13 protein-coding genes are annotated in these 12,806 nt (G+C 53.6%); all 13 read right to left on the bottom strand.

All coding sequences use genetic code 11. The features are described 5' to 3' along the window. Nucleotides 1–77: 77 nt before the first annotated feature. Nucleotides 78–1,697, bottom strand: coding sequence for a hypothetical protein (locus OI69_RS05760; RefSeq protein WP_039347206.1), 1,620 nt, complete (start codon nt 1,695–1,697; stop codon nt 78–80). A gap of 165 nt (nt 1,698–1,862) precedes the next feature. After that, the gene (locus OI69_RS05765) at nt 1,863–2,468 is read right to left on the bottom strand and encodes a TadE/TadG family type IV pilus assembly protein (RefSeq protein ID WP_039347209.1); all 606 of its coding nucleotides are present in this window, start codon (nt 2,466–2,468) and stop codon (nt 1,863–1,865) included. Then, nucleotides 2,461–3,000: a TadE/TadG family type IV pilus assembly protein gene (locus OI69_RS05770; RefSeq protein WP_039347212.1), complete on the bottom strand. Its 540-nt coding sequence runs from the start codon at nt 2,998–3,000 to the stop codon at nt 2,461–2,463. Before OI69_RS05770 ends, OI69_RS05765 begins: the two co-directional genes overlap by 8 nt. Beyond that, nucleotides 3,000–3,851, bottom strand: coding sequence for a tetratricopeptide repeat protein (locus tag OI69_RS05775; protein ID WP_039347305.1), 852 nt, complete (start codon nt 3,849–3,851; stop codon nt 3,000–3,002). Before OI69_RS05775 ends, OI69_RS05770 begins: the two co-directional genes overlap by 1 nt. A gap of 86 nt (nt 3,852–3,937) precedes the next feature. Beyond that, a complete protein-coding gene (locus OI69_RS05780) occupies nt 3,938–4,897 on the bottom strand; it encodes a type II secretion system F family protein (protein WP_039347215.1) in 960 nt (319 codons plus the stop codon). Between the two features lie 14 nt (nt 4,898–4,911). Next, nucleotides 4,912–5,892, bottom strand: coding sequence for a type II secretion system F family protein (locus OI69_RS05785; protein WP_039347218.1), 981 nt, complete (start codon nt 5,890–5,892; stop codon nt 4,912–4,914). Between the two features lie 17 nt (nt 5,893–5,909). Next, nucleotides 5,910–7,313 carry a CpaF family protein gene (locus OI69_RS05790; protein ID WP_039347221.1) on the bottom strand — a complete coding sequence of 468 codons (1,404 nt, stop codon included), beginning with the start codon at nt 7,311–7,313 and terminating at the stop codon, nt 5,910–5,912. A 57-nt stretch (nt 7,314–7,370) separates the two neighbouring features. Further along, complete coding sequence (locus tag OI69_RS05795; protein ID WP_039347224.1) at nt 7,371–8,570, bottom strand: histidine kinase; 1,200 nt, start codon at nt 8,568–8,570, stop codon at nt 7,371–7,373. Nucleotides 8,571–8,584: 14 nt separating this feature from the next. Beyond that, complete coding sequence (locus tag OI69_RS05800; RefSeq protein WP_052198316.1) at nt 8,585–9,256, bottom strand: CpaD family pilus assembly protein; 672 nt, start codon at nt 9,254–9,256, stop codon at nt 8,585–8,587. A 20-nt stretch (nt 9,257–9,276) separates the two neighbouring features. Continuing rightward, nucleotides 9,277–10,713 (bottom strand): type II and III secretion system protein family protein, encoded by a 1,437-nt coding sequence (locus OI69_RS05805; RefSeq protein WP_039347227.1) that lies wholly within the window; start codon nt 10,711–10,713, stop codon nt 9,277–9,279. A 78-nt stretch (nt 10,714–10,791) separates the two neighbouring features. Beyond that, on the bottom strand, nt 10,792–11,733 hold the full coding sequence (gene cpaB / locus OI69_RS05810; protein ID WP_039347230.1) for a Flp pilus assembly protein CpaB: 942 nt from the start codon (nt 11,731–11,733) through the stop codon (nt 10,792–10,794). Nucleotides 11,734–11,779: 46 nt separating this feature from the next. Further along, nucleotides 11,780–12,331, bottom strand: coding sequence for an A24 family peptidase (locus OI69_RS05815; protein ID WP_039347233.1), 552 nt, complete (start codon nt 12,329–12,331; stop codon nt 11,780–11,782). A gap of 7 nt (nt 12,332–12,338) precedes the next feature. After that, nucleotides 12,339–12,548: a Flp family type IVb pilin gene (locus OI69_RS05820; RefSeq protein WP_080752611.1), complete on the bottom strand. Its 210-nt coding sequence runs from the start codon at nt 12,546–12,548 to the stop codon at nt 12,339–12,341. Nucleotides 12,549–12,806 lie beyond the last annotated feature (258 nt).

Raw genomic sequence — 12,806 nt, forward strand, 5'->3', positions numbered from 1 at the left:
TGTCATGTCCTGTCTTTAAACGAAAACGAACAAAAAATTGAAGCGGTAAACGGCATCATTCCGAGCATCGTCATGCATCATTCAACCAACCGAACGTAACCACCTTCGGTTTCGATCTGGCCTGCAATGCTTTCCAGTCGCCGGGTCAATTGCTCCTGAACCCCATCAGAACCAAAACCAGACGCATCGATAAAGCTCATCCGTTTTCTCCCTTCGGTACAAATCAGCAGCCCTGGCGTCGCTTCCCGATCAAACAGATTGCGGTCGAAATCTTCCGAATCTCCGGGGCGGATACCGATAAAGTAGAATTTGATATTGCGCGCGCGGAAGCTGGAGCACAGATCTTGAAAACGCTGTCTGGCAAAGGCTTGCGACGGATTGGTGCCGGTCACGCCACGAAATTGATTACGATTAAAGTTATAACCGTCGGTATCGAACCAGCTACCAGAGGTATCCGCCAGCATGACGATGACTTTCTGACCATCCCCCTGACCATCGAGGTTAAAGTCCAACGGCAATGTGGGATCGCCCCAACCATCGGCACCACGCATATTGGGTGAGAGCGCCGCCGCTGCCCACGACATCGCAATCGCATAGTTGACATTAAAACGAGAAGAAAGCTGATCGATACGCTGTTCCAGTTTTTCCTGTTCATTGGTTAGCGGCAGCAGGGCAGCGTTCGGGCACCCTCGGTCTGCCACAATCCAGCGGGTATCGGAGGGGCCACTCTCATCAAAGTCAGGGTTAGGGCCAACCCAGGAGATCGGTGGCGCACCGGGGCTACCGTTTTCCGGCAGATCGTGGCGGTAATAAATACCGAATTGCCCCACGGGTGGCTCATCCCAGAAAAAGTTTTCTCCTCGACCCAGCCCACGGTACATACAGAGCAAGTTGGCGCGACGATCAGGAAAACGGCGGTCAGCCAGGCTGCTAACCACCCCGCTGGCAAAGAGCGAGCGCAGTTCCGGCGGGGTCAACGCCCCTGGCGCGGCCCAACGGCGAATACGGTTTGGATCTTCTGCATCATACACATTCACCGATTGGCTATAGGGCACCAGCGACAGCCACATGTTGTCGCGTTTACCATCCGAATTGCCCAACATACGCTCGACAAAATTACGGCTCACTTGCTTAAGTGAATTGATATCACCTTGGCTCATGCTTACCGTCACGGGAACAGCCAAGGCGATTTCGGTTGGGCGGTTGATAATCTCAGCCGTTGAATAAATCTCCTGCCCTCTGCCTCCCAGATTCATCAGATTGGGCTGGGTAGTAAAAGCGACCGTGACGGTAAAGGTCTTGCGGGTATCGCTCACTTTCCCTTCCACGACCTTCACATCGCCGGGTTCCAGATTTCTACCCAAACTGCTGTTCATTCCCAGATTGTTTCTGACGTATTCATACGCCAGCGTGTTGGCCTCTTCCTGGCTATATTCATCACCATTAATCGTCGCCTGATTCCCGACGGCTAATGCAGCAGCATCGGCCGCCCGCTTTATTTGGGCAGCATCTCCCGTTGCCGTTGAGGTATCCACAACATAAGCGGCAGTGACTAACAGCGCCATTGCGCCCAGTACATAAAATGCGGTGCCCGCGCCTTTTTCCTGCCGAAGAAAATCGGACAGGCGCTCACGCAAGAACAGAGTGAACCCTCTATCGTGTTTTTTTATCTTTCTGTTCTGTAAGGTTTTTCTCATCACATCTTATCCTGCATACCTGGATTTAGCGCGTAAACAATCCGCCCATGACTTGGGAAAATAAAAACGACATGGCTCATCATGCTGATTAATCGTTAAACGTTTCGTTATTTCACTAGCGAGAACGTTGTCACGGTTCGCGTTCTGATTGACGCGTTACCGCTATTATTCTTCTTCCAACTGCGCTTCTTTTCGGAGTGCCTCATCCAATTCCACGACATTGATCGCTACACGGTTAACTGACGAGGTGTGCAACATGCCGCCTAGCGATAATCCCCCCAGTAGGCCGACATCGTTGCCCTCGCGGCAGATCTCGACCACTAACATCGACACGTTTTTGCTACCGTCTTCCCGATTTCGCTCCGGCAACGTAGGGAGATACTCCTGCCCCGGCAGCGTTTCACTTTCTGCACACAACCCTTCTGCGGTGCCTCTGCTCAGTTGCCAGTACAGATCGCCAGTTTGAAGGACATTACTGATTAATAGCTGGTAATTGCCCATGCCTTCCGTTGGTAGCACCGTATCCAGTAATCCTTTTAGCCCTTGCGCATCCAACTTTTGCTGCATCGCTAATATCGATGCAATCGCGCCTGCGCGCTGTTCCATACGTGAGCGTTCTAGCCCAACCGTGTAGATATCCGCACACAACGATCCAATGGCTAGCACAATCGGAAACGCCAGTGCGGTTTCCACCGCCACAGAAGCCCGACAGGATGACCAGAAACGGCATGCCTTCAAAAAACGGGTTATCATTATCAGGAAATCAGTCATTACGCAGTTCCGTCCCGAATACATGTTTGTATTGATAACGGAAGGTGTCGCCTAGCGTTAAGACCTCCGGCAGCGGCGTAATAAAGGCTTTTTTTATCTGTACCGTCACGGACCACACCGGTAGTGTCGTGCTGATTTCCCCGCTCTCTTCCTCGTCCTGGCTGTTATTGTTGCTTCTCACTCCACCAAGCTGACTCAGGTTGTCAAAATGCAACACGCTGACGGTTAAATCGTCTTCATTAAGGTAGCCGTAACCCGATTGCACCATGCGTTCTTTGAGGCGTGTCCCCATCTGTTCCGCACTGTCCGAGACAAGGTTATCAAGCCGGAATGTCTGTACCGCTTTATCTAATGCCGCACTGCCTACCGCGATCACCAGCCCGATACGCGCCAGTTCGAATAGCATCATCACGCCAACCAACACCACCGGCACCAGAAAGGCCATCTCGGTGGCAATCACACCAGAGGTGCTGCGCCAATGGCGTTCGTGATGCGCAATCAACCCGTTGTCACACATACGCCACCACGCCATTACTCAGGGTTACTCAATTGCAGACGCTGACGGCTGGATAACAGCAGTGTTTCACCACGCGTTTGACCTTGCTGCATCTGCTGCACGCGTTGATTCAGCGCGTCCATCAGTTCATCAATACGCTGCGGTTGGGCGATGGTCGCCAGCGTCGCACGCGCATCATCCTCTCTACCGCCAGAAAGGTAGGCCAGCGCCAGATTCAATCGGCCTGTCGCGTTGCTCTCATCCACCGAGCGCAGCAGGGAAATGGCTTTATCGGCGTTGCCACTTGCCAGCCACGAGAGCGCCAGATTGTTGAGCGCCGCCACATCGGCGGGACTAACCTGTAAGGCTTTTTCAAACAACTGACGCGCTTCGGCATGTTTACCCGAGGCATCCATCACCACGCCCATGCCATTGAGCGCTCCCACGTCGTTCGGCTGTGCTTTTAACGCGCAGGAAAAATCGTTCTGCGCCATCGTATTGCGCCCTAACGCTAACTGCGCGCGCCCCATGCCCAGACACACTGCCAGCGCTTCTTCCGCTGTCATCTTACTGGTATCGCCACCCAGCGCCTGACGCGCCCGACCATACAATTCCAGCGACTGCTGCGGCGAACGCGCCAAAGCCGCTACGCTGGCATACTCCAGCATTTCCGCGCCTTTCAACGCACCACGGCTGTCGAGGCGGGCATACACTTCCGTCGCCGCCTCAACGCGGCCTTGATCGCGCAGCAGACGTGCCAAACGCAAGCCTTCGTCTTTATTGCCTTTAAGCGCCATCGAGCTGCCACATCCCACCAGCACGGTACTGACCACTAACAGCGCTAGCATAGGCGCACCGCGCTTGAGTTTTGTTACCAGATCGACCATTTTCGCTAACTCCATCAGTTGTCACTCTGAGGACTCCAGATTCAGATCGGGAATCCATATTGTTAATCAATGCGTGGTAATCACGCTTATTGCGCCAACAACCGAATCACTCGCACCAGCGCAGGTGAAGCCATAATGGCGATAATCGGTGGCAGGATTAATCCCATCAGCGGCACACTCAGTTGCGCCGGCAACTTACCTGCTTTTTCTTCCAGCCCCAGAATCAGCGTCTTACGACTTTCATCTGCAATCGTACGTAACGCCTGAGACAGTGGCGTACCATAGCGCTCAGCCTGAATCAGCGTTGCCACCATGCTTTCAATCTCACTGACACGGGTACGCTCCGCCAGATGTTTCATCGCCAGCGTCCGATCCGACAGGATCTGCAATTCCGCCGCGGTATAGTGCAGTTCATCCGCCATTTCCGGTGAAGACAGCCCTAACTCCTTCGATACCACCTGCAACACGCGCCCGATAGGCAGACCGGCTTCGGCACAGACCACCATCAGATCCAACGCATCCGGCACCGCACGCGCCAGCTTTTCACCCCGGCTTGCCGCACGCCACTTAAGCCACCATTCCGGCGTCATGGAGCCGACAAAAAAGCCAATTAGCCCCGCCGCAATGCCCGTCAAACCGGTACGATCGGCAGGCGGTAGCCATCCCCACACCAGCGCAATGGCAAACAGCGCCCCGGCAGCAAATTTCCCCATCACCAGCCAGCCAACCGCTTCGTTACGGCGCAGACCAGCCAGATCCAGCAGACGGCGCAAATTACGGCGGTCGCGCTCGGCTCCCGCCATCCGTTCGCCCTGTTTGGCAACAGGTTGCAGCAGCGTTTCCAGCCAGGGAGATAATGTTGTTCCCTGGCCTCTCAGGATGTTTTCCTGAGAGGCCGCCTCTATAGAGGCGCTGGGCAAATGCGCACGCATCCGCGTTTCTAATTGCTTATATAACTGGGCTTTGTGCTGCGTGCGTGCCAGATAAATGCCCACCACCATCAGCACCAATGCCAGAAGCAGTAAAGGGTCGTCAAAAACAGTCATGGATGGCTCTCCCTCTACCTGATCCGTTTAACCATAACGTGCGTAATCAACATCCCCAACGAGACGCTGCACAAGGCATAAATCATTACCGCCGTTCCCACCGGATCGGAGAACAAGAAGCTAAAATCTTCCGGTGATTTCATGTACAGATAAGCCAAACAACCGGGGAACAACATGGCAACGATCTTGGCAGAAGCGCGTGCTTCGGAGGTTTTGGATTGCACTTTGAGTTGCAGTTCCCGTCGTTCACGCAGCGTCGCCGATAAGCGTTCCAGCGTTTCCCCCAGCCGCCCGCCCGCTTCCTGATTAATGATCAGGATCACCACAAAGAAGCGGTATTCGGACATCGGCACTCGCGTCGCCGAGGCCTGAATCACCTGACGCAGTGGGATCCCCAACCGCAGCCAGTGATCGATAGTCTTGAATTCGTTCGCCAACGGCCCCGTCAGGTGCTCAGCAACAATCGAGAACGTATTGGCAACCGGCACCCCAGCCCGACAGCTACGGGTAATGGCGTCAATCGCTTCTGGCAGGCTTTCACGCAATGCTTTCAGATGCTTTTGCAGCGTCGAGCGAAACAACAACATGCCAATGCTGATAAACAACAGAAAGGTAAACATCAGCCCCATCGTCAATGGCAGCAAAGTACGTTGCCCGAGGATCATACCCAGTATCAGGCTCACGGCTCCCAGCACCAGCGCGCGCTGAAACAGGTTCTTTTTCCAACCAATGAACGCCATCTGCGCCCAGAGGATCGCCAGCCAACGTCCAATCACCGGAACGCCCATCAGCGGCGTCGTGATCTCGTCACGCAGAATGGAGTCAGACACCGCAACATCGGCAGACGGGCTAACGTCATTCAAAACCTGCTGCCAGCGTTGTTCACGCTGTATGCGCTGCTGCCGTGATTTTCTCCAGGCGTTGATGGCCAAAAGCAGCATCAGCACGCTGCCAAACACCAGCAACGTGATCAGATTCAGGCGTAACTCACTCATCGCGTCTCCTCAGTCCGTCACTGCGCATCAAACAGATGCGCTTTATCGCTATAGAACTGTGGACGCTGAATGTGCTGAACATAGTCTCCCGTCAACATGCCTTGCCCATCCATGCCCTGAATATTGAAGGTGAACAGATCCTGAAGCTGAATCACTTCATTTTCCATGCCGCACACTTCAGTAATGGAGACCACACGGCGCTGACCATCGCGCATACGTTCAATTTGCACGATCAGGTGAACTGCGCTGGCGATCTGACGGCGGATTGCCATCAGCGGCAGTTGCATGTTCGCCATCATTACCATGTTTTCCAGACGCTGTATCGCATCACGCGAGGTGTTGGCATGCACCGTACAGAGCGAACCATCGTGGCCAGTGTTCATCGCCTGTAACATGTCAAAACTTTCGCCACCGCGCACCTCACCGAGAATGATACGGTCAGGGCGCATACGCAGGGCATTACGCATCAGGTCGCGCTGATCGACGCGCCCGGTGCCTTCGGCGCTCACCGGACGGGTTTCCAGCCTTACCACATGCTCCTGCTGCAATTGCAATTCGGCGGCGTCTTCAATAGTGATGATGCGATCGGTACTGCCGATCTTCTGTGATAGCGCATTCAGCAAGGTGGTTTTCCCTGCCCCCGTACCACCGGAAACAATGACATTCACCCGTGCCTGCATCGCTTTATTCAGCACATCCGCCATCGCATAAGACATACAACGGCGTTCTGCCAACATTTCCAGCGACAGATTGCGACGCATAAATTTACGGATCGAGATCGTCGTGCCGTCAATCGCCAGCGGATAGGTAATGACGTTGACGCGGCTGCCGTCCGGAAGACGGGCATCGACCATTGGGCTGGCTTCATCAATACGGCGCCCTACCGCCGCCGCAATACGCTGCGCGGTATTAAACACATGCTCTTCATCAATGAAGGTAATCGGTGACAGTTCCAGCTTACCAAAGCGCTCGACAAACACCTGACCCGCACCGTTAACCAAAATATCGTTGACGGTATCATCCGACAGCAGCGGCTGGATCGGCCCAATACCGGTCATCTCATCCAGCATTTCGGTGGCGATGGCCTCCTCTTCCTGCCGGGAAAGCTGCAAACGTTGCTCATCACAGATACGGCGGATCACCGTTTCGATCTGCACCAACAGTTTGTCACGCCCCATCATCGCTGCTTTACCCGCATCGATCTGATCGTAGAGCTGTGCGCGAATAACCCGACGCTGGCTGGTGCGGTTTTCCGTTTGACGGGCTGTTGAGGCCGCACCAGAAGGCGCATTCGCCGCAGGCTGTGTGCGGTTTTCCGTAGCCGGACGCGCTTTCAGTTCTGCCACATTGGCAGCGGGCGCAGGCTGAGGCGTGCTTTTTCCCGCTTCATTTTTTTGCAGGTTATTCTTGCGAATCAACATGTCCGTAACCCCAAATAGTCCGTTAACCTTTTAGAAAACGGCGAACGCTGAACATCATCAGGCTCGTTTTAACCAACGCGAGAACCAGCGTTTTTCTGCTGGTCGAGCGCGCACGCCACAGGCCAGATCGACCAGTTGGCGTAATCCCTGCTGGAACGCAGGCACCGCAGCCAGATTTAATGCGCCCTGCGTCAGGCTCTGCGCCAACGCATGACCCGCATGCGGCAGCACGACATCAATCTTGCGACCCACAAATTGTTCAAATTGATCGCGGCTCAACGGTGCAGTACCAGCAAAGCGGCTCTGGTTATGCACCAACAGCAGGCGTTGCCCTTCGCTTTCATCCCCGATCTCATTCAGCACGCGGCGTACATTACGCGCATCCTGAAGCGTCAGATCGGTCACGATGATGCGCAGATCGGCATACGTCAGCACATCCAACGCCCCGGTCGGGTAGCTGCTGGGCAGATCCCAAATCACCTGATTGAACATACGGCACAGCGATGCCCCGAGATTCAACACGTTATCCACATCAACCGGGCTAATTTCACCCAGTTCCGGCTTCTGTGCTAACAGGTACAAGCGGGTATCCACGCGCAGCATGGCACGCTGTAACAGGCGGGCATCCAGCTCTTGTGTTTCCAATACCGCCGCCAGCCCCGCGTCATCCGTCTGCCCTTGCAGCAGCAGTTGATCGCCGTTACGACGGTCAAAATCCACCAGCGCCACAGGCAAATGACGTTCGCCAGACAGCAAACGGCTCAATCCCATGGCAACCGTACTTCCGCCACTGCCACCGCTGGCGCTGACAACAGCAATCGTTCTGCCCATTCGGGCGTATTCCGGCCCAGCCTGTTGGCCTTCACATTTCGCCAGCGTCGTTGCCAGCAGATCCAGCGTGAGGGGTTTCACCAGATAATCCACCACACCAAGCTGAAGCAGAGCACGGTACAAACTCACATCTTGTTCTTTACCTATGGCGATGATCTGGCTGGTAGGGCCACACACGCTCAGGAGTTCTTCCAGCGCCGGAAGCGGCCAGTGCGCCCCTTCCAGATCCACCAGCAAAATACGTGGTGGAACATTCAGCTCACACCATTGGCGTGCGGCGGTAATACCACCAGAAATGACCGGAACATCTGGCTGTTTCAGACGCGTGAAGAGATCGCTGATATCAGCTACATCGCGTACATCATTGGCGAATGCCACCAGCGGTAACGCCAGTTCTTCACCATCGTTAGGGGTAATTTCACTCATGGAATGTCACGCCCTTAATCTTCATCAAAGTTAATGTCGATCAGCTCTCTCACTTCACCTTTGTGATAACGTTCGATGCTATTCACCGCGACAACGCCATCGGCATCGTCTAGGGCTTTCGCCTGAATCATGTCACGCGGTTCCGAGATCATCACAGCCAGATTGTTTTGCGTCGCGCAGCCCAAATAGCCCACGCCTTCGAATGGCTTCACCATTAACTGATTCGGATCGTTGATCTCACAGCGCGTGGTCTTCGCCACCACGGCTTCGGAGATCACTTCCAGATCGCCATTCTGACCACTCGCGGTAGAACGGCGCATCTGCTTCACATTCTGTGGCATTGCACCCGCGTTTTTCAGTACCGTCGCTAATCGAGCCGCCATTCTCTCGCCGTTCGCACTGTGTGGGATCAGCGTCAAGGTCTGCTTCGATAAGCGGCCCTGATCTTTCAGCATGATGTTAAGCTGTCTCAACGATTCAGGCAGAAAACCATTCCCATTCTGTGCCACCAGCAAGGGCACAGAAACCGATGACGGTTGGACGGTAATAGGTTCCAAAGCAGGCTGATTAAAGCGCTGTATGCGCACATCGTTAATCGGTTTATTCCATCCACACCCTGACAACAGAAATGTGGTGGTCAGTACCGCAATGGAGATGTGTCGTTTGCGGCGATTGGTTATTTTCATGTTTGATTGCCCTCGCAAACTTAATAGAGATAGCCGATAGACGCGGATCGCGGCATGGATGAATCCAGCATTCTGGCTCCCTGCCCCGGCGTTTGAAGATCGCTTGGGTTAACGGGTTCGACGACATAAGCGGTCGCGATAATCACCAGTTCCGTTTCTTCGTGGTTAGTCGCTTCACTTTCAAACGCCCGGCCAAAGAAAGGAATGCTGCTTAACCCCGGTACACCATTGATTGTTTGGTCGTTTTTGCTGCGTAGCATCCCTGCCAGCGCGAAGCTCTGTCCACTGGCGAGTTCCACCGTGGTATCCGCACGGCGCACTTTAAAGGCCGGAATGTTAATGCCATCTAGCGTAACAGCACCAATATCGGTCAGTTCACTGACTTCCGGTGCAATATGCAGGCTGATACGGTTAGCCGACAGCAGCGTTGGGGTGATACGTAGAATGACACCGTAGGCTTTGTACTCCACGGAAGGTGGGCTGTTCGCCCCCGCCGGGATCAGTACCGGCACTTCCCCACCAGCGGCAAACGCGGCGGTTTCCCCTGACATCGCCGTCAGGTTAGGTTCAGCCAATACCGTTGCCATCCCTTGCTGATTCAGCGCGGTTAACAATCCACTCAATTTAGAGCGTCCAAAGTTGAGGAACCCTGTATCTGTCGGGTTGGTAAAGCGTCCAGTGACAGAGTTGAACAGACCGAATCGATCCCCAGAGCCTGCCGTCATATTGCCGCTGCCCGTGCTGAGCGATGCCGCCCAGTTGAATCCCAGTTCATGCGTCAGTGAGCGTGAAACTTCGACGACGCGCACCTGAATATTGATTTGTGAAGAAGTTTTGATCTTAAGTTGGTTAACGACTTTGTTAGAAGACTCACTGGAGCCCGGCAAATCACCACCGCCACCACCACCTGGCGCACCGTTTGCAGACACATTGATGTATGCCTGCACACTGTCAATCACCCGTTTGGCGTCCTGAGGGGTATCAACGCTGCCGCGCACAATCACACCGCTAGGGATCGAGGCTTCCAGTTGAATATCTGCATTAGGGAACTCGCGCTTCAGGCGATCACTCAGCGTTTTCAAGTCATGTTCCGCGACCAGACGAATGGCGTTGATGACATTGCCATTTTCATCCATTGCATAGAGTGTGGTCGTCCCGACGTTTTTGGCATAAACGAACAGGTTTCCCGGTGAAGGCAGTTCAAAACTCGCAATATTCGGATCGGCAACCAGCACGCTATCCGGCAATGCATCCAGCCGTAACAGTCGTCCCTGATGCACCGCCAGGCGCACCACATTCGTTTCAGCAACTTCAGATACCCCTGCCGCCAAAGCGCCAGTGGGTAATAGTGTGCTCGTCAACGTGGCGGGCAGCGCCACAGTCAACAAGCCAGCAGCCAGCAACCGTTTGCATGTTCCCCGAGAGTCCAATTTTAAAAACAGCGAAAACATCGTCATTTACTTATTTCCGTAATAGGCTTCATTTTTCCATGAGCAGCCACGGTTCACCGCACGCTGTCAGATTGCATGTTTGTTTTATCGGGAGGGGAACGACAGCACGTCTTTTTGTTCACCGCGATAGACTTTTATCTTGTGACCAGAACCTGAGGATAATGCCCCATAGATATCAGTCGCCACGGGCACCGTCGTGACTTGTTGTCGCCCTGTCAGCGGCTCAATAGCGTCATCCGCAGTGGCACCACGTAGGGCCAAGTGCAGCACCCCCAACTCTTTGGCAACAGTCAATGCTTCAGCCTGATGAGGAGTGACTTCCAACGTAACCGTTTGATAGGTCGCAGAACGCGAGCGATTTGCTGTGGCAGGTACGCGACTCTTTGTATTGGCATCTAATAGATTGCCGTCTGCATCTTCACGCGGGTAGAGAGGCACATTGGTTTGATCGTTCAACGCCAACACTCGTAAATCACGCACAATCGTTTGTGATGCTACCAACGGCATGATCACAGGTTGGGTTCGGTTCGGCGGTAATTCAGCTTGATCGTCTCTTCTCATGCTGAGGATGACATCAACACGATCGCCAGCCGACACCAAGCCGGCATTGCTGGCAACGGCACTGGTAGGCACAGTGATCGCGCGCATCCCCTTGCCCAGAACCGCGGCGACAAAACCCGGTTCATTAGGTTTCACCACGATATTACTGCTGAGCGGAACACCTTCCGCTACCGCTTCACGTACCGTCGCACCAATCAGTAGAGATTCGCTGTCGTTGCCACGGATGAAATTAAAGGTACGAGAAACGTGTTCTTCCGTTTCCTGCCACCGAACTGAAGCCGGATCAATGAAATCCCCAGGATGTAGATCTTTCGCCGCCACCAAAACTGCCGTTTTGGGTGCTACAACCACAACGGGCTGCGGAGGGGGTGGAGGTGCAGACGTAAGATGGCTGCGTACCATTAGTGCAACAATGCCTGCCAGAACGAGCGCGCCTGACAGTATGTATGTAGAGTTCACTTTCATTTCAACTGGCCTACCCTAGCGAGTGTGTCTTAAAGCTGCGACAGAATTAAAACAAGGGAAAAATCAGGACATACATCGCACCAAACGCAATGGCGACGCCGTAAGGTATGCCTTGAGAAAGATCAGCAGGCAACGCAGGTGGCATAGGCAACCGACTATTGAAGATCCGGTTGGTGGTTTGAATGCCCATCGCAACGGCTGTGGGTACAACATTAAGCAGCGGCAGACTGAGCGCCAGAACACCGCCAGCCAGCGCCGTCACCATGACGAAAACGATCTGGTGCCCTTGTCCAACCCACAGGCACAGCACACTCATCAGCTTGACATCTCCTGCACCTAATCTGCCGGTAAGGAAAAGCAAAAAACCCACAACCAGTACGGCCACCGCACCGGGTAACGCCCATAGCATTTTCCGTAGTGCCAACACATCTAACGCACCGGATTGCAGGACATGTAACGCGCTGAAGAACAGCCAGCCCAGCAATAAAATCAGTACCGCCTGATTGGTAATTTTGCGTACTAACAGATCGGTACTGATACACCACAGCAAGCACCCAACCAAGAGTGCTATTTGCAGCCACTGCGTATAATCCATCATTCAGTACTTATTTCGCCGAGCCGCTGGTGCCTGCACCGGTAATTTGATCGGCGATTTGGCTGAATTTTTCATTCAACGCTTTCACAAAGATACCGTCGCCACCGAAAATAGCGCCAATCGCCGCCGCCATTGCCGCGGCCAAAATACCGTATTCGATTGCCGTTACACCGCTCTCGTCACGCAGGAAAGAACGCAGTTTTGCTTTCATATTTTTCATGGGAAGACTCTCTAAGGTGCAGCCAAAGAAACCATGGCCTACTCGGGAATTCGGGGCGCCATGATGATAATAAGATTAATAATGAGACTTATTATCAAGCGTCGCAAGTAGCAGAACATTAATATTCGTTAATCTTTTAACGCAAAAAAATATTAATAGAAATCAATAAGTAACATATCCAAAACAGCATGAAAATTTAATAAATATTCATGTTTTTTGCAGGGATATTCGTGAGTAATCAAGCGTAGATTGTGGTGG

This window comes from Pectobacterium fontis (assembly GCF_000803215.1).
GTDB lineage: Bacteria > Pseudomonadota > Gammaproteobacteria > Enterobacterales > Enterobacteriaceae > Pectobacterium > Pectobacterium fontis.